Annotated in this window: 20 protein-coding genes; 13 read left to right on the forward strand and 7 right to left on the reverse strand. The window is 57.6% G+C overall.

Annotation, left to right across the window (positions count from 1 at the left end):
- The first annotated feature begins 29 nt into the window (after nt 1-29).
- The 4 genes from zwf to mdtI all read left to right on the forward strand — a co-directional run bounded on the left by zwf (nt 30) and on the right by mdtI (nt 3,538).
- Entirely contained in the window at nt 30-1,505 is a 1,476-nt protein-coding gene (zwf, locus tag ACJ8HA_RS04010) for a glucose-6-phosphate dehydrogenase (protein WP_033643346.1), read from the forward strand.
- Between the two features lie 154 nt (nt 1,506-1,659).
- Complete coding sequence (locus tag ACJ8HA_RS04015; protein WP_025303119.1) at nt 1,660-2,301, forward strand: bifunctional 4-hydroxy-2-oxoglutarate aldolase/2-dehydro-3-deoxy-phosphogluconate aldolase; 642 nt, start codon at nt 1,660-1,662, stop codon at nt 2,299-2,301.
- A gap of 552 nt (nt 2,302-2,853) precedes the next feature.
- Nucleotides 2,854-3,222 (forward strand): multidrug/spermidine efflux SMR transporter subunit MdtJ, encoded by a 369-nt coding sequence (gene mdtJ / locus ACJ8HA_RS04020; RefSeq protein ID WP_025303118.1) that lies wholly within the window; start codon nt 2,854-2,856, stop codon nt 3,220-3,222.
- The gene (mdtI, locus tag ACJ8HA_RS04025; protein ID WP_016927446.1) at nt 3,209-3,538 is read left to right on the forward strand and encodes a multidrug/spermidine efflux SMR transporter subunit MdtI; all 330 of its coding nucleotides are present in this window, start codon (nt 3,209-3,211) and stop codon (nt 3,536-3,538) included. The genes mdtJ and mdtI overlap by 14 nt, the downstream gene beginning before the upstream one ends.
- A gap of 61 nt (nt 3,539-3,599) precedes the next feature.
- Here mdtI and ACJ8HA_RS04030 read toward each other — a convergent pair whose 3' ends face one another.
- Entirely contained in the window at nt 3,600-3,944 is a 345-nt protein-coding gene (locus ACJ8HA_RS04030; protein ID WP_025303117.1) for a RidA family protein, read from the reverse strand.
- A 133-nt stretch (nt 3,945-4,077) separates the two neighbouring features.
- Between ACJ8HA_RS04030 and ACJ8HA_RS04035 the strand changes: the two genes are divergently transcribed.
- From ACJ8HA_RS04035 to rnd, 5 genes are all read left to right on the forward strand, one after another.
- Complete coding sequence (locus tag ACJ8HA_RS04035; RefSeq protein WP_004932318.1) at nt 4,078-5,994, forward strand: ATP-dependent DNA helicase; 1,917 nt, start codon at nt 4,078-4,080, stop codon at nt 5,992-5,994.
- A gap of 79 nt (nt 5,995-6,073) precedes the next feature.
- The gene (tsaB, locus tag ACJ8HA_RS04040) at nt 6,074-6,775 is read left to right on the forward strand and encodes a tRNA (adenosine(37)-N6)-threonylcarbamoyltransferase complex dimerization subunit type 1 TsaB (RefSeq protein WP_025303116.1); all 702 of its coding nucleotides are present in this window, start codon (nt 6,074-6,076) and stop codon (nt 6,773-6,775) included.
- 100 nt (nt 6,776-6,875) lie between these two features.
- Nucleotides 6,876-7,466 (forward strand): Slp family lipoprotein, encoded by a 591-nt coding sequence (locus ACJ8HA_RS04045; RefSeq protein ID WP_021503867.1) that lies wholly within the window; start codon nt 6,876-6,878, stop codon nt 7,464-7,466.
- Nucleotides 7,467-7,675: 209 nt separating this feature from the next.
- Complete coding sequence (fadD, locus tag ACJ8HA_RS04050; RefSeq protein WP_025303115.1) at nt 7,676-9,364, forward strand: long-chain-fatty-acid--CoA ligase FadD; 1,689 nt, start codon at nt 7,676-7,678, stop codon at nt 9,362-9,364.
- Between the two features lie 81 nt (nt 9,365-9,445).
- Nucleotides 9,446-10,567 carry a ribonuclease D gene (gene rnd, locus ACJ8HA_RS04055; protein WP_025303114.1) on the forward strand — a complete coding sequence of 374 codons (1,122 nt, stop codon included), beginning with the start codon at nt 9,446-9,448 and terminating at the stop codon, nt 10,565-10,567.
- A gap of 237 nt (nt 10,568-10,804) precedes the next feature.
- On the opposite strand, the gene minE is transcribed toward rnd, so the two are convergent.
- Genes minE through minC form a run of 3 tightly spaced genes read right to left on the reverse strand, consistent with a single transcriptional unit; the run spans nt 10,805 to nt 12,611 of the window.
- Entirely contained in the window at nt 10,805-11,074 is a 270-nt protein-coding gene (minE, locus tag ACJ8HA_RS04060) for a cell division topological specificity factor MinE (protein WP_004932303.1), read from the reverse strand.
- Nucleotides 11,075-11,077: 3 nt separating this feature from the next.
- A complete protein-coding gene (gene minD / locus ACJ8HA_RS04065) occupies nt 11,078-11,890 on the reverse strand; it encodes a septum site-determining protein MinD (protein WP_016927452.1) in 813 nt (270 codons plus the stop codon).
- 25 nt (nt 11,891-11,915) lie between these two features.
- A complete protein-coding gene (minC, locus tag ACJ8HA_RS04070; RefSeq protein ID WP_025303113.1) occupies nt 11,916-12,611 on the reverse strand; it encodes a septum site-determining protein MinC in 696 nt (231 codons plus the stop codon).
- 136 nt (nt 12,612-12,747) lie between these two features.
- Here minC and ACJ8HA_RS04075 point away from each other — a divergent pair, with 136 nt between their 5' ends.
- The 4 genes from ACJ8HA_RS04075 to ACJ8HA_RS04090 all read left to right on the forward strand — a co-directional run bounded on the left by ACJ8HA_RS04075 (nt 12,748) and on the right by ACJ8HA_RS04090 (nt 15,355).
- Nucleotides 12,748-13,020, forward strand: a complete 273-nt coding sequence (locus ACJ8HA_RS04075) for a YcgL domain-containing protein (RefSeq protein ID WP_025303112.1) — start codon at nt 12,748-12,750, stop codon at nt 13,018-13,020.
- Nucleotides 13,021-13,108: 88 nt separating this feature from the next.
- Nucleotides 13,109-14,071, forward strand: a complete 963-nt coding sequence (locus ACJ8HA_RS04080; protein ID WP_225735592.1) for a lytic murein transglycosylase — start codon at nt 13,109-13,111, stop codon at nt 14,069-14,071.
- Between the two features lie 58 nt (nt 14,072-14,129).
- Entirely contained in the window at nt 14,130-14,786 is a 657-nt protein-coding gene (locus ACJ8HA_RS04085; protein WP_004932286.1) for a fumarylacetoacetate hydrolase family protein, read from the forward strand.
- A 122-nt stretch (nt 14,787-14,908) separates the two neighbouring features.
- Nucleotides 14,909-15,355 carry a YcgN family cysteine cluster protein gene (locus ACJ8HA_RS04090; protein WP_442515212.1) on the forward strand — a complete coding sequence of 149 codons (447 nt, stop codon included), beginning with the start codon at nt 14,909-14,911 and terminating at the stop codon, nt 15,353-15,355.
- 120 nt (nt 15,356-15,475) lie between these two features.
- Here ACJ8HA_RS04090 and ACJ8HA_RS04095 read toward each other — a convergent pair whose 3' ends face one another.
- The 3 genes from ACJ8HA_RS04095 to nhaB all read right to left on the reverse strand — a co-directional run bounded on the left by ACJ8HA_RS04095 (nt 15,476) and on the right by nhaB (nt 19,145).
- Entirely contained in the window at nt 15,476-16,237 is a 762-nt protein-coding gene (locus tag ACJ8HA_RS04095) for an aspartyl/asparaginyl beta-hydroxylase domain-containing protein (RefSeq protein WP_043143013.1), read from the reverse strand.
- Between the two features lie 692 nt (nt 16,238-16,929).
- On the reverse strand, nt 16,930-17,460 hold the full coding sequence (gene dsbB, locus ACJ8HA_RS04100; protein ID WP_004932277.1) for a disulfide bond formation protein DsbB: 531 nt from the start codon (nt 17,458-17,460) through the stop codon (nt 16,930-16,932).
- 119 nt (nt 17,461-17,579) lie between these two features.
- The gene (gene nhaB / locus ACJ8HA_RS04105; RefSeq protein ID WP_025303108.1) at nt 17,580-19,145 is read right to left on the reverse strand and encodes a sodium/proton antiporter NhaB; all 1,566 of its coding nucleotides are present in this window, start codon (nt 19,143-19,145) and stop codon (nt 17,580-17,582) included.
- Nucleotides 19,146-19,354 lie beyond the last annotated feature (209 nt).

Here is a 19,354-nt window from a genome sequence, read left to right on the forward strand (position 1 = left end):
TACAAATATCCTGCAACGAGGAGATGAACATGGCGGTAACCTCTACAGCCCAGGCGTGTGACCTGGTTATTTTCGGCGCGAAAGGTGATTTGGCGCGCCGTAAGCTGCTGCCTTCCCTGTACCAGTTAGAGAAAGCCGGACACATCCACCCGGATACGCGGATTATCGGCGTCGGCCGCGCGGAGTGGGATAAAAAAGCGTATACCGAAGTGGTCAAGGAAGCGCTTGGCACCTTCATGAAAGAAAAATTGGATGACGAACTCTGGGCCACGCTGAGCGCACGCCTGGACTTTTGCAACCTGGACGTCAACGACAGCAAGAACTTTACCAAACTGGGTAAAATGCTGGATCAGAAACACCGCACCACCATCAACTACTTCGCCATGCCGCCAAGCACCTTTGGCGCCATCTGCAAAGGGTTGGGCGAAGCCAAGCTGAACCATGAGCCGGCGCGCGTGGTGATGGAGAAACCGTTGGGCACCGATCTGGCGTCCTCCCGCGTGATCAACGATCAGGTGGCGGAGTTCTTCAACGAGTCCCAGGTCTACCGCATCGACCACTATCTCGGCAAAGAGACGGTGCTGAACCTGTTGGCGCTGCGTTTCGCCAACTCGCTGTTCGCATCCAACTGGGATAACCGCACCATCGATTCGGTGCAGATCACCGTGGCGGAAGAGGTGGGCATCGAAGGGCGCTGGGGTTACTTCGACCAGGCCGGCCAGATGCGCGACATGATCCAGAACCACCTGCTGCAGATCCTGACCATGATCGCCATGTCGCCGCCGGCGGACCTGACGACCGACCGTATCCGCGACGAGAAGGTGAAGGTACTGCGCTCGCTGCGCCGCATCGATCAGACCAATGTACGGGAAACCACCGTGCGCGGGCAGTACACCGCCGGTTTCGTCCAGGGCAAGAAAGTGCCGGGTTATCTGGAAGAGGAAGGCGCGAATAAGAGCAGCAGCACCGAAACCTTCGTCTCCATCCGCGTGGATATCGACAACTGGCAGTGGGCCGGGGTGCCGTTCTACCTGCGTACCGGTAAACGCCTGCCGACCAAATGTTCGGAAGTGGTGGTGTACTTCAAAAACCCGCCGCTTAACCTGTTCAGCGATTCGTACCAGCAGCTGCCGCAGAACAAGCTGACCATCCGTCTGCAACCGGACGAAGGCATCGAAATTCAGGTACTGAACAAGGTGCCGGGGCTGGATCACAAGCACCGTCTGCAGACCACCAAGCTGGACCTGAGCTTCTCGGAAACCTTCAACCAGGAGCACGTGGCGGACGCCTACGAGCGCCTGCTGCTGGAGACCATGCGAGGCATTCAGGCGCTGTTCGTGCGCCGCGATGAAGTGGAAGAGGCCTGGAAGTGGGTCGACTCCATCATGGATGCATGGAAAGCCGACAACGAGGCGCCTAAACCTTATCAGGCGGGCACCTGGGGGCCGGTGGCCTCGGTGGCAATGATCACCCGCGACGGCCGTTCCTGGAACGAGTTCGAATAATGCGCAATGCCGGCAGCCTGTCTGCCGGCTTTTTTTTGCCTGCGATCTGCGCGTGGGCCACATCACTTACGGTACGGCCGGACGTTCGCGCGCTTGCGCGGAGCCCTGTGGCAGGGGCGTGCCATTGTTAACCGCGAGTCATGGAGAAATAACGATGAAAAACTGGAAAACCAGCGCCGAGCAGATCCTGACGGCAGGGCCGGTGGTGCCTGTTATCGTGATCAACAAGTTGGAGCAGGCGGTGCCGCTGGCGAAAGCGTTGGTTGCCGGCGGCGTGCGGGTATTGGAGGTGACGCTGCGCACCGCCTGCGGGCTGGAGGCTATCCGCGCTATCGCCAAAGAGGTGCCGGAGGCGATCATCGGCGCCGGTACGGTGATCAATCCGCAGCAGCTGCGGGAGGTGACCGAGGCGGGGGCGCAGTTCGCCATCAGCCCGGGGCTGACCGACGCTTTGCTGCAGGCGGCGACGGCGGGGTCAATCCCGCTGATCCCGGGCATCAGCACCGTATCTGAACTGATGCTGGGCATGGATTACGGCCTGCGCGAATTCAAATTCTTCCCGGCGGAAGCCAACGGCGGCGTTAAGGCGCTGCAGGCGATCGGCGGCCCGTTCCCCCAGGTGCGTTTTTGCCCGACCGGCGGCATTACGCCGAACAATTACCGCGATTATCTGGCGCTAAAAAGCGTATTGTGCATCGGCGGCTCCTGGTTGGTGCCGGCCGATGCGCTCGAAAGCGGCGACTATGCGCGCATCACTGAACTGGCGCGCAGCGCGGTCAGCGGCGCCGCGTTGTAACCCGCGCCAGGCCTGGGGTTGGCGCTTATTTGCTCACCCGCGGATCTCGCAAGGCTCAACGCTCCGTTGGGCCTTTTTTAATTTTTATCGCGATTAACTTTCTTATTTTTAACCCGTTTTTTTCTGCTTTTTTATGAAAACGGCAGTTTGCTTTCTAATTTTGGCTGTGGTAAAAATATCCCAGTTGAAAATTTTACTTTTATGAGGATATTGGGCAAATCGCACGGTGTGCGGCTGATAATAGAGAACTATTATGATGACTATTAACGGAACTACCCTCAGAACCTCTACGTGCCAACTCTTCCTGTCTGCGATCCTTGCCAGTGAGCATCACTGGTGCAGCGAGCTATAGCGTCTTTCTCCCTTAACCGGTGCTGGTAGCGGGCTTAGGCCTTCGCATTACCGTTCAGCCGGGCAAACATTCTTTTTGCGTTTGGGTCAGTTTATCCCCAGGGATCTCTGCGTCTTGCGCGCCGCATTGCGGCCGTTCGACGAGATAAATCGGGATAAATATGCCTTGGCGCGCGTTATTCGCCGTTTGGGAGAAAAATTATGATTTATTGGATCTTTTTAGGTTTGGCCATCATGACCGAAATCATCGGCACCTTGTCGATGAAATACGCCAGCGTCAATGGCGGCATGATCGGGCATATCGTGATGTACGTGATGATCACCGCGTCTTATGTATTGTTGTCGGTAGCGATAAAACGCGTGGCGCTCGGCGTGGCCTATGCGCTGTGGGAAGGCATCGGCATTCTGTTCATTACCCTGTTCAGCGTACTGTGGTTCGACGAGCCGATCTCGGCGCTGAAGGTGCTGGGCTTGGCTACGCTGATCGCCGGCATCATGTTGGTGAAATCCGGTACCCGCAAAGAGCGAAAACAGGTCAGCCCGCGAGGTGACAACCATGCAACAGTTTGAGTTGTACCACATTGGGTTCCTGGGGCTGGCCATCGTGCTGGAAATTATCGCCAACATCTTCCTGAAGATGTCGGACGGCTTCCGTAAAATTTGGCTGGGATTGCTGTCGCTGCTGTCGGTGCTCGGCGCGTTCAGCGCCCTGGCGCAGGCGGTTAAGGGTATCGATCTGTCGATCGCCTATGCGCTGTGGGGTGGTTTCGGTATCGCCGCCACCATCGCCGCAGGCTGGATCATGTTCGGCCAGCGGTTGAACGCCAAAGGCTGGATTGGCCTGGCGCTGTTGCTGACGGGGATGGTGATCCTTAAACTGTCTTGATAGCGGGCAATAAAAAACCGCAGGCGTCGCCGTCTGCGGTTTTTTTCGTCTGCGCTCAGGCTTACAGCGCGGCGATGATTTTGATTTCCACCTTGTACTTCGGATTCATCAGCTGCGCCTGCACCGTGCAGCGCACCGGCGCGCTGCCGGCGACCACCCAGGCGTCCCAGGCGGCGTTCATCGCGGCGAAGTCGGCGCTGTTGGCCAGGAAAATGGTGGCATCCAGAATACGGCTTTTGTCCGACCCTACGCGTTCCAGCAGCACGTCGATGGCGGCGAGGGCGTTGGCGGTCTGCGCGGTCGCGTCGTCGTCCAGGTTCTCCGGCACGCTGGTGTAGTAAACGGTCTCGTTGTGCACTACGGCTTCGGACCAGCGCTGATCGGGATCAATTCTTTCGATATTCATTTGCTTATCTCCATATCATAGTCGCGCTAAGGGTAGCACAGCCGGTGATAAAAAAGCGCGGCGATAAAGTGGGTGGTAGCCGGGCGGCAGGCTTGGCATAATCACCGTTGAATGACACCGGCAGAGAGACAGCGTGACAGACGATTTTGCAACAGACGGCGCATTGGCGCAGGCTATCAAGGGATTTAAACCGCGTGAGCCGCAGCGGCAGATGGCGCAAGCCGTTACCGAAGCGATCAATTTCAAGCAGGAACTGGTGGTGGAAGCCGGCACCGGCACCGGCAAAACCTTCGCTTATCTGGCGCCGGCGCTGCGTGCCGATCGCAAAGTGATCATCTCCACCGGTTCGAAAGCGCTGCAGGATCAGCTGTATGCGCGCGATCTGCCCACCGTCGCCAAGGCGTTGAAGTACAAAGGCAAGCTGGCGCTGCTGAAGGGGCGCTCCAACTACCTGTGTCTGGAGCGTCTTGAGCAACAGTCGATGGCCGGCGGGGAGCTGGCGGGGCAGACGCTGATCGATCTGGTGCAGCTGCGCAAGTGGTCGTCGCAGACCAAAGAGGGTGATATCAGCACCTGTAGCGAAGTGGCGGAGGACAGCTTCGTCTGGCCATTGGTGACCAGCACCAATGACAACTGTCTGGGCAGCGACTGCCCGCTGTATCAGGATTGCTTCGTGGTCAAGGCGCGTCGCCGCGCGATGGATGCAGATGTGGTGGTGGTAAACCATCACCTGTTCCTGGCGGATATGGTGGTGAAAGAGGGCGGTTTCGCCGAGCTGATCCCGGAAGCCGAGGTGATGATTTTCGACGAGGCGCACCAAATCCCCGACATCGCCAGCCAGTATTTCGGCCAGCAGCTCACCAGCCGCCAGCTGCTGGATCTGGCGAAGGACATCACCATCGCCTACCGCACCGAGGTGCGCGATGCCGCTCAACTGCAAAAAAGCGCCGACCGTCTCAGCCTGAGCACGCAAGATTTCCGTCTGAATCTGGGAGAACCGGGGTTCCGCGGTAATCTGCGTGACGTGCTCGGCGAACCCAACGTGCAGCGTGCTCTGTTGCTGCTCGATGACGCGCTGGAGCTGTGTTATGACGTGATGAAGCTGTCGCTGGGGCGTTCGGCGCTGCTGGACGCCGCCTTTGAGCGCGCCACGCTGTACCGCGCGCGTCTCAAACGCCTCAAGGCGGTAACGGAACCGGGCTACAGCTATTGGTATGAGTGCAATTCGCGCCACTTCGTGCTGGCGCTGACGCCGCTGACGGTAGCCGATCGTTTCCGCGAAATGCTGGACGAGAAGCCGGGCAGCTGGATCTTTACCTCGGCCACGCTGTCGGTCAACGATCAGTTGGGCCACTTCACCGAACGGCTGGGGCTGACCAAGGCCAAAACGCTGCTGTTGCCGAGCCCGTTCGACTATGCCAAACAGGCGTTGCTGTGCGTGCCGCGCTTTTTGCCTTCGCCGAATCAGCCCGGCGGGGCGCGCCAGCTGGCGCGCATGCTGCGCCCATTAATCGAAGCCAACAACGGCCGCTGCTTCTTCTTGTGCACATCGCACCAGATGATGCGCGAGCTGGCGGAAGAGTTCCGCGCCACGATGACGCTGCCGGTCTTATTGCAAGGGGAAACCAGCAAAGGGCAGCTGTTGGCGCAGTTCGTCGCCGCCGGTAACGCGCTGTTGGTGGCGACCAGCAGCTTCTGGGAAGGGGTGGACGTGCGTGGCGATGCGCTGTCGTGTGTCATCATCGATAAGCTGCCGTTTACTTCACCGGACGATCCGCTGCTGAAGGCGCGCATTGAAGATTGCCGCCTGCGCGGCGGCGATCCGTTCAATGACGTACAGTTACCGGATGCGGTCATCACCCTGAAACAGGGGGTGGGCCGTTTGATCCGCGATACCGACGATCGTGGCGTGCTGGTGATTTGCGATAACCGTCTGGTGATGCGCCCTTATGGCGAGGTGTTCCTCAATAGCCTGCCGCCCACGCCGCGTACCCGCGATCTGAAACAGGCCATCGCCTTCCTGCAGGCCGCCGATACGTCGGCCACGTGAAAGATGAAGGGCTTACGGGGCTGTGCTACAATGCGCGCCCTGTATGAAAAACCCAGTTTTATTCCCGCCAGAGGTTGGCATGTCCACGCGAATTTTAGCGATCGATACCGCGACGGAAGCCTGTTCCGTCGCCGTCTGGAATCAAGGCGAAATCCACGCCCTGTTTGAGCTGTGCCCACGCGAGCATACGCAACGAATTTTACCTATGGTGCAGCAGGTGCTGGCGGAATCCGGTCTGGCGCTCAACCAGCTCGATGCGCTGGCCTTCGGCCGCGGCCCCGGCAGTTTTACCGGGGTGCGCATCGGCATCGGCATCGCTCAGGGCCTGGCGCTGGGCGCCGATTTGCCGATGATTGGCATTTCCACGCTGCAAACCATGGCGCAGGGCGCCTGGCGCGTCAGCGGCGCGGCGCGCGTGCTGGCAGCGATCGATGCGCGCATGGGGGAAGTCTACTGGGGGCAGTTCGAACGCCAAGTGGACGGCAGCTGGTTGGAAAGCGAAGGCGAGGCGGTGCTGTCGCCGGCGCAGGCGCTCGAGCGTGCACAGCGCCTGCAGGGCGAATGGGCCCACGTTGGCACCGGCTGGCAAACCTACCCCGATCTGGTCAACGGTTCTACGCTGAGCGTGCGTGACGGCCAAATGCTGCTGCCGCAGGCGCAAGACATGCTGCCGCTGGCGCTGCACGCCTGGCAACAGGGGTTGGCGGTGGCGGTGGAAAACGCCGAGCCGACCTATCTGCGCAATGAAGTCACCTGGAAAAAACTGCCGGGCCGCGAGTAATCGCGGCGTATTGTGCTGTTGTTGATGCCGGGCGATGAAGGCCTGCAACTTGAACGACGAAACGCGGTCAAAGTTACAGGCATTTCAGGAGATTGCGACCATGTTAATCCGCACTGCAAGTAAAAAGCTGTCGCTGCTGGCCGTCGCCTGCGGCGCGCTGGTTCTGACCGGGTGCGTCACCGTACCGGATGCGATCAAAGGCTCCAGCCCTTCGCCGGTGACTCAGCTTTCCTCGGTACAAAATGCACCGAACCTGTTTACTGGCGCGGAAGCCCGCTTCGGCGGCACTGTGGTGAACGTCGCCAACGAACAAGGGCGTACGCTGCTGGAGATCGCGGCGGTGCCGCTCGACAGCGGTGCGCGGCCGATACTGGGTGAACCGTCGAACGGCCGCTTGCTGGCCACGGTGAACGGCTTCCTCGAACCGGTCGATTTCAAAGGCCAACTGGTGACCGTCGTCGGCCCTATCACCGGCCTGAAAGAGGGGCGGATCGGCATGACGCCATATCGTTTCGTAACGATGAACGTGACCGGTTTCAAGCGCTGGCATCTGGTGCAGCAGGTGGTGATGCCGCCTGCGCCGATGGGCCCTTGGGGCTGGCGCGGTGGTCCGTGGGGGCCCGGCTGGGGCGCAGGCTATGGCTGGTACAACCCCGGTCCGGCACAGGTGCAAACCATCGTAACCGAGTAGCATACGCTTGATGTGAACATATTTGACAGGGCGGCTCAGGCCGCCCTTTTGCTTTTTGGGATAGGGAATATCCGACAATTAGTGACGTACATCGCAACCTGAATAATGTTTAAAACCCGAACTGGTCTGCTGAGTTAAAATATTGTTATGGTTAGGCTGCGAGTTTGAGGGCTGCGATGATAATTAGTAATGATTTCAGGAGTAATACCTTGGATAAGGTCTGGTTAAAACGGTATCCGGCAGATGTGCCCGCAGAGATTGATGCCGATCGCTATTCGTCGTTGATCGAAATGTTTGAGCATGCCGTGCAGCGTTATGCCGATCAGCCCGCCTTTATCAACATGGGCGAGGTGATGACCTTCCGCAAACTGGAAGAACGCAGCCGGGCTTTCGCGGCTTACCTGCAAAATGAACTGGGTCTGAAGAAAGGCGACCGTGTCGCGCTGATGATGCCTAACCTGTTGCAATACCCCATCGCTCTGTTCGGCATTCTGCGTGCCGGCATGGTGGTGGTCAACGTCAACCCGTTGTATACCCCGCGCGAGCTGGAGCACCAGTTGAACGATAGCGGGGCCAGCGCCATCGTTATCGTTTCCAACTTTGCCCATACGCTGGAAAAAGTGGTGTTCAACACCCAGGTCAAACACGTGATCCTGACGCGCATGGGCGACCAGCTTTCGGCCGCCAAAGGCACGCTGGTCAACTTCGTGGTCAAATACGTCAAGCGCCTGGTGCCCAAATACAACCTGCCGGACGCCATTTCCTTCCGCAGCGCGCTGCAGCGCGGCCGCCGTCTGCAATATGTAAAACCGGACATCATTAATAGCGATTTGGCTTTCCTGCAATACACCGGCGGCACCACCGGCGTGGCGAAGGGCGCGATGCTGACGCACCGTAACATGCAGGCCAACCTTGAGCAGGCCAAGGCCGCCTATTCGCCGCTGTTCCGTGAAGGGCAGGAGCTGGTGGTGACGGCGCTGCCGCTGTATCACATTTTCGCGCTGACGGTGAACTGCCTGCTGTTTATCGATCTGGGCGGGCGTAATTTGCTGATCACCAACCCGCGTGACATTCCGGGTCTGGTGAAGGAGCTGGGTAAATATCCGTTCACCGCCATGAGCGGGGTGAATACGCTGTTCAACGCGTTGCTGAACAACGAAGAGTTCCACAAACTCGATTTCTCTACGCTGCGTTTCTCGGTCGGCGGCGGTATGTCGGTGCAAAAAGCGGTGGCCGAGAAGTGGGAGAAAACCACCGGTAAACACCTGCTGGAAGGCTATGGTCTGACCGAGTGCGCGCCGCTGGTGGCCGGTAACCCTTACGATCTGAAACACTACAGCGGCAGCATCGGCCTGCCGGTGCCGTCGACGGACATTCGGTTGGTGGACGACAACGGCCATGACGTGCCGCCGGGCGAACCGGGCGAACTGTGGGTCAAAGGGCCGCAAGTTATGTTAGGCTATTGGCAGCGCCCGGAAGCCACCGATGAAGTGCTTAAAGATGGCTGGCTGGCGACCGGCGATGTGGTGACCGTGGACGATCAGGGATTTGTGCGCATCGTCGACCGCAAGAAAGACATGATCCTGGTCTCGGGTTTCAACGTGTATCCGAACGAGATTGAAGATGTGGTCAGCCAGCACCCGAAAGTGCTGGAATGTGCGGCAATCGGCGTGCCCAGCGAGGCCTCCGGTGAAACGGTGAAGATCTGCGTGGTGAAGAAAGACGCCTCGCTGACCAAGGAAGAGCTGTTGACCCATTGCCGTCGCCACCTGACCGGGTATAAAGTGCCTAAAATTGTTGAGTTCCGCGATGAACTGCCGAAGTCGAACGTCGGCAAGATTTTGCGGCGAGAACTGCGCGATGAGCTAAAAACGCCGAAGCCGGCCGATGCCGCCTAGGTGTCGCTTTCGCGTCTGACTATCAACAACGCCGGTGAATGCCGGCGTTGTTGTGTTTGAATCCTACAAGAGAATGATGTTTTGAATTATCAGTTGATCACTACCGATGCCGGATTGCAGCAGGTCTGCGAGCAGGCGAGAAAGCATGCCCAGATTGCGCTGGACACCGAGTTTGTCAGAACGCGCACCTACTATCCTCAGCTGGGCCTGATCCAGCTCTACGACGGTGAACAACTCTCCCTCATCGATCCTCTGCCGATCAAGCAATGGCAGCCGTTTGTCGACCTGCTGGCCGACACCGCCGTGGTGAAGTTCCTGCATGCCGGCAGTGAAGATCTTGAAGTGTTTCTCAACGCCTTTAAAACGCTGCCGACGCCGATGATCGATACCCAGATCCTGGCGGCCTTTACCGGTCGGCCGCTCTCCTGCGGTTTTGCGACGCTGGTGGCGGAGTACATGAAGGTTGAACTGGACAAGAGCGAGTCGCGCACCGACTGGCTGGCGCGCCCGCTGACCGAAAGACAGTGCGTGTATGCGGCCGCCGACGTGTTCTACCTGCTGCCGATGGCCAAACAGTTGGTGCAGGAGACCGAAGAGGCCGGCTGGACTGCTGCGGCCCATAACGAGTGCCTGCTGCTGTGCCAACGCCGTAGCGAGACGCTGGCGCCGGAAGTGGCCTATCGCGAAATCAGCAATGCCTGGCAGCTGCGCCCGCGTCAGCTCGGCTGTTTGCAGAAGTTGGCAGAATGGCGGTTGCGCCAGGCGCGCGAGCGCGATCTGGCGGTGAACTTCGTGGTGCGTGAGGAGAACCTATGGCAGGTGGCGCGCTATATGCCGTCTTCGCTCGGAGAACTGGATTCTCTGGGGCTGAGCGGGCCGGAGATCCGTTATCACGGCAAAACGCTGCTGGCGCTGGTGGCCGAAGCCGAAGCGCTGGAGGAGTCCGAGTTGCCCGCGCCATTGGCTAACCTTATCGATCAGCCGGGCTACAAGAAGGTGTTTAAGGACATCAAGGCCGCTATCGCTACCGTCAGCGAGCAAAGCGGGTTGAGCAGCGAGCTGCTCGCATCCCGTCGCCAAATTAACCAATTGTTGAACTGGCATTGGAAACTGAAGGACGGCGAGAGTCGCCCTGAATTAATCAGCGGCTGGCGCGGCGATTTATTAATGGCGCCGTTGCAGGACATCCTGAAAGATTATTAATCGCTGGTTATCACCAGGGCAGGGTAGGGAAACTCTGCTCGGGTGAATATAGGCAGGAAATAATGCGTTGAAGGTAAATCTGGCCAGAATTTACTTTAAACGAGGTGGCGGCAAAGTTAATTGGGAATTGTCCCAAAGGGAAAAATCAATTTTTTGCTGCCGATAATGCTTAATAACTGGATACACATACAGTTACCCCCTGCATAAAATATACAGGGGGTAATTAATGCGTCGCAATCATTTAGCTGCTTCTTCCGATTCCGGTAATGTCACGTTAAGTTCAAGTACCGAAATATCGTCCCCTTTCTGCTCGAACTGCACATGCAGCATTTCAGGATCGATCTGAATGTATTTGCAAATAACCGCCAGAATATCGCGTTTCAGATCAGGCAGATACGGGGGCTCACTGTCCCCGCGACGACGCTCTGCGACGATAATCTGCAGCCGTTCCTTGGCTATATTGGCTGTCTGTTTTTTGCGGGACAGAAAGAAGTCTAATAAGGCCATGGTTTATCCCCCAAAAAGGCGTTTCAGGAAACCCTTCTTCTCTTCTTCAATGAAGCGGAATGGGCGTTCTTCCCCCAACAAGCGGCAAACGGTATCGTCGTACGCCTTACCGGCGTCTGACTCGGCATCCAGAATGACAGGCTCACCCTGGTTGGAAGCGCGCAGCACGGACTGGTCTTCCGGGATCACACCCACCAGCGGAATGCGCAGAATTTCAAGCACGTCTTCCATGCTCAGCATGTCGCCACGGCTGACGCGGCCCGGGTTGTAACGGGTCAGCAGCAGGTGTTCCTTGATTGGCGATTCGCCTTTCTCGGCGCGGCGTGACTTGGAAGAGAGGATACCCAGGATACGGTCAGAGTCGCGTACCGAAGACACTTCCGGGTTGGTGGTGATGATAGCTTCGTCGGCGAAATACAGCGCCATCAGCGCACCGGTTTCGATACCGGCCGGTGAATCGCACACCACGAAGTCAAAATCCATCTCGCCGAGATCGTTGAGGATTTTTTCAACGCCTTCGCGGGTCAACGCGTCTTTGTCGCGCGTCTGCGAAGCCGGCAGGATATAGAGGTTTTCAGTGCGTTTGTCTTTGATCAACGCCTGATTCAGCGTGGCATCGCCCTGAATCACGTTCACGAAATCATACACTACCCGACGTTCGCAGCCCATAATCAGGTCAAGATTACGCAGGCCGATATCGAAATCGATCACGACGGTTTTCTTGCCTTTCTGGGCCAGGCCGGTAGCGATGGCCGCGCTCGAAGTGGTCTTGCCAACGCCCCCTTTACCCGATGTAACAACAATAATGCGTGCCATGAAATGGATTCCTTGTCAAAAGGGCTTAATTTAAAGGTTGTATGGTTAAAGCGTTATCCAACAGGCTGAGTCGTACGGCCTGCCCGACGTAATCGGACGGGATTTGGTCGCTCAACCAGTACTGCCCTGCGATAGAGACTAGCTCAGCCGCCAGGTGGGTGCAAAAAATCTGACATTGCGTGTCGCCTGACGCGCCTGCCAGTGCGCGACCGCGCATCATGCCGTAGACATGAATATTGCCATCGGCAATCAATTCGGCGCCGGCGCTGACGCTGCTGGTCACGATAAGATCGCAGTTGCGGGCGTAAATCTGTTGGCCGGAACGGACAGGCGTACTGATGATGCGCGTTTTGGCGGGGGCGTTATCCGCCACCACGGGCGCAGGTGCAGGCTCCGGCGCAGCCATCTTCTGGCCTTTGCCTTCGCTCAGCAGCGGCAGCCCGGCACGGGCTATCGCGCGCTTTTGACGCTCATCTCTGCAACCGCTGATACCCACAACGCGCAGGCCTGCTGCCGCGACAGCCTGTTGAAGTTCTTTCCAGTTCGCATCGCCTTCCAGCGTTGCGACGTTGATAACAACAGGGGCGTTTTTCAGAAAAGCGGGCGCTTGCTCAACTTTTTCCTGTAACGCCTGACGTATTACCTCGGGCTGTGAATTATGCAAATGAACAACCGATAGGGTAAAACTGCTGCCTTTTAGCTCAATTGGCGATTGTGACATCTATCCTGACTCAGTCTCAGCAACTTTAAATCCCCGGAATACCACTCGGGGTGCGATATTCCGATGTACTATAAGCATGTTATAGTCAGAGTTATATCCAGGCAAGACGCTCCCTCAATTAAATAGAGTTAAAAAAATGCTTTGTGTGATCTATAGAAGCCCGAAACGCGATCAAACTTATCTTTATGTCGAAAAAAAAGACGATTTCTCTCGTGTGCCGGAAGCGCTGCTGAAAAGTTTCGGTGTACCGCAATTCGCCATGATGCTGTCGCTCGATGAGCGCAAGAAATTGGCCTCGGCGGATATCGAAAAGGTGAAGCAGGCGTTGAAAGACGAAGGCTATTACCTGCAGTTCCCGCCGCCGGTAGAAAACCTGCTCAACCAGCATCTGGCGGGCGACAAGGCCTGAGACAGTGGCCACGGCCAGGGGAGGCGCGATGACACCTTCGGCAAGAAGAATTGTATTGGCCGCCTGGCTGACGTTGGGCGGGGTGCTGATGCCGGGCGCAGCGCAGGCGGCGCAGGAGACGACGCTGGCGACGAGCGGCCGGGATCCGGCGCAGTTCCCGGCGTATGTCGAACAGCTCAAGCGCCGGGCGCGGGAGCAGGGCATCAGTCAGGCCACCCTCGACCGCGCCTTTGCGCAAATCCATTTCGTCGATCGGGTGATCAAGGCCGATCGCAATCAGCCGGAGCAGAAGGTAACCCTGGACGACTATCTGCGGCGGGTGATGACGCCCGTTAAAGTGCGCCAGGGGCGCGAACTGTACCGGCAGCGCCACGCGCAATGGACGCGCGCCGGCGAGCGCTACCGGGTGCCGGGGCGCTATATCATCGCGCTGTGGGGCATGGAGAGCGCCTACGGCAAGATTCAGGGGCGGGAAGATGTGGTGTCCGCGCTGGCGACGCTGGCGTTTGAAGGGCGCCGCGAAGCCTTTTTCAGCCAGGAGCTGATGGCGGCACTGCAGATAGTCGAGCAGGGGCACGTCGGCGATACACCGCTGAAAGGTTCCTGGGCCGGCGCGATGGGGCAATGCCAGTTTATGCCGAGCTCTTTCCTGCGCTATGCGGCGGACGGTGACGGTGACGGGCGCATCGATATCTGGAACAACATTGATGATGTCTTCGCGTCTACGGCCAGTTATTTGTCCAAAGAGGGCTGGCAGCCCGGCATCGGCTGGGGGCGTGAGGTCAAACTGCCCGCCGGTTTCAATCGGGCCGAGCTGGGGTTGAAAGACGCGCAAGCGCGCAGCGTCAACGCCTGGCAACAACGCGGGGTACGTCGTGCGGATGGCAGTGCGTTGCCGCATGCCGTTCAGCGCGGTTGGATCATTGCGCCGGATGATCTGCAGGGCCGGACGTTCCTGGTCTATGATAATTTCCGCACCCTCATGCACTGGAATCGCTCTTACTATTTCGCTATCGCCGTGGGTATGATGGCGGACGCGATCGGACATTGATCCGGCACACCAATAATCGGCTTGGCGCGCCAAGCCTCTACAGTTTGGGAGAAGCGGTATGTATCAACATAGAGACTGGCAGGGTTCGCTGCTCGATTTCCCGGTGAACAAGGTGGTTTGCGTCGGCAGTAACTATGCCGATCACATCAAGGAAATGGGCAGCGCGGTTTCCGTCGAGCCGGTGGTATTCATCAAACCGGAAACGGCGCTGTGCGATATTCGTCAGCCGGTGGCCATCCCCAAAGAGTTCGGTGCGGTGCATCATGAGGTGGAGCTGGCGGTACTGATCGGCACGCCGTTGAAACAGGCCAACGAAGACCGCGTTGCGCGGGCGATCGCCGGCTACGGTGTGGCGCTCGATCTGACGTTGCGCGATTTGCAGGCGGGCTTTAAAAAAGCCGGCCAGCCGTGGGAAAAGGCCAAGGCCTTCGACGGTTCCTGCCCGATGTCGGGGTTTATTCCGGTGGCGGAATTCGGCGATCCGCAAAACGCCGAGCTGTCGTTGACCGTCAACGATCAACTGCGCCAGCAGGGCAATACGCGCGACATGATCACGCCGATCCTGCCGCTAATCAGCTATATGAGCCGTTTCTTCACGCTGCGCGCCGGCGACATCATCCTGACCGGCACGCCGCAGGGCGTGGGCCCGATGGCTTCCGGAGACATGCTGAAAATCAGCCTGAACGGCAAAACGCTCAGCACCCGGGTGATCTGATTTCTCCTTGCCGCCGGCGGTGTCGGCGGCAAAGCTTGCATCTTGTGGCTAAAATGTCTATATAGTCCCCCCTCGAACCTGTGCGCAGGTGACTTATCCATTTACCGAAACCGGACGCTAACATGTCACAACTCGCTTTTTGGCAACAGAAAACGCTGGCGGAAATGTCAGAACAAGAGTGGGAATCGCTGTGCGACGGGTGCGGGCAATGCTGTTTGAATAAGCTGATCGACGAAGATACCGACGAGATTTATTTTACCAACGTAGCCTGCAACCAGCTCAACATCAAATCCTGCCAATGCCGTAACTATGAGCGGCGCTTCGAGCTGGAAGAAGACTGCATCAAATTGACGCGCGAGAATCCCACCACCTTCGAGTGGTTGCCGCCGACCTGCGCCTATCGCCTGATCGGTGAAGGCAAGCCGCTGTTCCCCTGGCATCCGCTGCTGAGCGGTTCCAAGGCGGCAATGCACGGCGAGCGCATTACGGTGCGGCATATCGCGGTGCGTGAAAGCGAGGTGGTGGACTGGCAGGACCATATCCTCAACAAGCCGGACTGGGCCAGATAAAGGCGGGCGCCTGCAGAGCAATACGCGTTTTCATGCAAGAGGGCGGCGTGTTCAGACATGCCGCCCTCTGCGTTATTGAGCTAACCACCGGGTGTGGGGCTCATGGCATAAGCCGCCATTTCACGCTTTTTTGTCGCGGCGATGCCAGTTAGCCAGATTTTTCAGCGGCTGCTTCACATACGGGCTGGCTTTGATCAGGCTGAACAGCAGTTTATTCACCGCCGTACCTACTTTGTCCATTGGCCGGTCGATATCGAGAAACAGCACAGCGCGCAGTTCGTCGGTATCATTGCGAACCTCGTGTTCGTAGGAATCATCAAACAAAATCACCTTGCCTTCATCCCAGTGCAGAATTTGGTCGTCAACGCGGATCCAGAGCTTTTCCCGATCCTTTGGCACGATTAATCCCAAATGCGCGCGCACCACGGCACGAGTCGGGCCTTTGTGGGGGACGATGTGATAGTGCGGCTTAAGGATCGAAAACATGGCGGTGCGCATGCCGGGGATCTCGCTGACCGCCTGTGCGGTCTGCGGGCAAATGGCGCAGTTCTCATCAACCCGCTGCCCGTAGACAAACAGCCCGAAGGTTTTCCAATTATCCCCTTTGGAGATGCGTTGCTGATCCGGTGATATTTGGTGGAACGCGGGGATATCCTCCGGGTGCTCCAGCAACCGATCCAACTCCTCGCGAATGGCAGGCCAACGGGCTTCCAGCGCCGTGACCCAATTAAATTCATGATTACCGATCCGCGGTGTGGTGGAGATCAGCGAATGGCGAGTCTGAAAATCGCCGTTCCAGCGCAGGAATTTTTTCCCTGCTTTGAGCAGCATGCGCCGCAGGAACGGGCGCTGAGACGAAGGGGGCAATGTGGTATCCGGCATAGTATCGTGTCCTTGATGTCATATGATGTGCAGTAGTCAGCCAAAGCCTGGCTCACAGGAAGAAAGGGTGAAAGTCAACACGTCATTCAGCATAGGGAAAGCATCGCGAACGATTTTAATCTTTAATGCGCGAATGGCGTTGATGCTTGGTGCCGGATAGAGGGAAATTCCAACAATTTATTTAAGGCGGATAAGGGGTTGCGTGATGGGGGATAGGGGGAAAAAAGCCCCTGCAAAGATGAGGGGCAAGACACACAACAACACCAGGGAAATCGGTAGTACTCACGTTGCCGATACTATAAGGATTTTATGGGTAAACTTCACCAAAATATTGTGCTCTGAATGTGACAAAGGCGCAGTCGTTCATAAGTAACGGTAATTTATTGATGCTCGAAGGTTGAAAGGAAGGGCCGGTTTTAGCCGCCGGTATTGCAGAAGTTTAATGTTATGTAAATTACGTGCTGAACTGAGCCGGGATGCTTCTTTTTAAACGATAAGTTGGGTAATTTGGCCGCTCTCCCGCAAGTTCGAGAGCATAACAATGAAAATGGTCCGTCTGTTTGCCGTAGCTGGAGCGCTAATCGTGCTCGTTTACTTCCTTACACATACCTGAAATGGGGTTATCTCTGAATTTGACAGTAATACCCTAAAAAAACGGCGCCAGGTGGCGCCGTTTTTTGTTTGTCTGCCGTTCAGCGGCCGAACAGATCGCGGCGGCGTGGGCGGACAAACTGTGCGATCAGTACAATCAGCGCCACCAGCAGATAGGCGCCGAAGATACCAACCAGCCATTGTGGCATTTCCAGCGTCAGGAACTGCCATTGACGCACGGAACAGTCACCGGAAGCGTGGAACACCGCCGGCAACCATTTGTCCAGCGGCAGCCAGGACGGGAAGCTGACGAAGAAATCGCAGGTATTGAATGGCGAAGGATGCAACTGGATCATGGTGTGCTTCCACGCCAGCTGTACGCCTTCCCAGGCGCTGTAGATCCACAGCAAGATCGCCGCGTAGCGCAGCGGGGTTTTCGGCGCGATAGCGCCTACCAACGAGGCGCCGAGGATGCCGAATAGCGCGCAACGCTCGTAAATGCACATCACGCACGGCTGCAGCAGCATAACGTGCTGGAAATAGAGCGCGACCAGTTCCAACACCAACGCTGTCAGGGCCATCAGCAGCCAGGCGCCGCGTCCTTGTGAACAGCGGTTAAAGAATTGCAACATATCTAGATTCTTCCATGCAGTAAGCAATTGAACCGGCAGTGTAAACCAATTCCCCCTCGCTGCCAGCCACTTGGGCCGGTTTCAGCGTAAAAATATCGGTTCACCCTGCCGGCGCCGTCTCAGTGGCTGACGGTGTCGATGGGCGGCAGCGTCAGCCAATGCCACTGCGTCAACAGCTCGGTCGCCGGCTCCAAAGTGAATTGGACGCACAGCAGGCCAACTACCGTCAACACCACCGTATAAGGCAGGGCCATCCAGACCATGCGGCCATACGACAGACGCACCAGCGGCGCCAATGCCGACGTCAGCAGGAACAGAAACGCCGCCTGCCCATTAGGGGTGGCGACCGAGGGCAGGTTGGTGCCGGTATTGATGGCGACCGCCAGCAGCTCGAACTGCTTCAGCCCGATCGCGCCGGTTTCCAGCGCGGTGCGCGCCTCGTTGATGTAAACGGTGCCGACGAACACGTTGTCGGAAACCGACGACAGCAGGCCGTTGAACAGGTAGAACAGCGAAAGCTGAGAGGAGGGCTCGGCGCGCAGCACAAACTGGATCACCGGGCTGAACAGGTGCTGTTCGATGATCACTGCGACCACGGTGAAGAACACCGTCAGCAGAGCGGTGAATGGCAGCGCTTCCTGGAACGCTTTGCCGATGGCGTGCTCGTCATTCACGCCGCACAGGGAGGTGGCGAGAACGATGACCGACAGGCCGATCAGCCCAACTTCTGCCAGATGGAAGGCCAACGCCAGCACCAGCCAAACGCCGATCAGCGCCTGCATCACCAATTTAAGCCGTTCTTGTTTGCTACGGCCTGCGCTGGCCTTGCGGTCATACTCTTTCAGCACGTCGCGCACCGCTCCCGGCAATTGCGCGCCGTAGCCAAACAGGCGAAAACGTTCTACCAGCCAACACACCAGCAGGCCGCACACCAACACCGGCAGCGTGACCGGCGCCATACGCAGGAAGAAATCGATAAAACCCCAGCCCGCGTTTTTGGCGATAATCAGGTTTTGCGGCTCGCCCACCATGGTCATGACCCCGCCGAGCGCGGTGCCGACGCCGGCGTGCATCAGCAGGCTGCGCAGAAAGGCGCGGAATTGCTCCAGCGTCTGTTTGCGCTCTTCGCCGGTAAAATCACTGTCATCGCCAATGTCGCCGTCAGGGCGGTTTGACGTCACGTTGTGATAGATGGAATAGAAACCGGTGGCCACGCTGATCACTACCGCCACGACCGTCAGCGCGTCGAGGAAGGCAGAAAGGAAGGCGGCGGCCAGGCAAAACGCCAGCGACAGCAGCGTTTTCGAACGGATGTTGAGCAGCAGCTTGGTGAACACGAACAGCAGCAGCTGCTTCATAAAGTAGATGCCTGCCACCATAAAGATCAGCAGCAGCAACACTTCCAGATTATGTTCGATTTCCTGCGAAACCTGCGCCGGGCTGGTCATGCCGATGGCCACGGCCTCTAGCGCCAGCAGGCCGCCCGGCAGCAGCGGGTAGCATTTCAGCGCCATCGCCAGGGTAAAGATGAACTCGACCACCAGCAGCCAACCCGCAATAAACGGGCTGGCGAAAAAGAACACCAGGGGGTTGATCGCCAGAAAAATGAGAATGGTCAGTTTGTACCAGTCGGGAGATTGCCCCAGAAAATTTTTGAGCAGGGCGCTGCGCAGGGTTGTTTCCATTGTCCTCTATGCATCCTTAATCAGTCGTAGCACGTACCCTAACAATGCGGTGGGGGCGTGCGCAACCGGAGCTTGTTTTACGGCGGCAAATTTCCTTCGGCCGGTGTTTTTGCGCGTTTTTTGCCACTTTATGCACACTTTCGTTTATTGTTTTTCGCTCACGCTATGTCATGTCAGCACGATCTGGTATGATGAGCTGATTACTTTTA

Origin of the sequence: Serratia sp. CY33802, from assembly GCF_052169095.1 — a bacterium.
Lineage (GTDB): Bacteria > Pseudomonadota > Gammaproteobacteria > Enterobacterales > Enterobacteriaceae > Serratia > Serratia bockelmannii.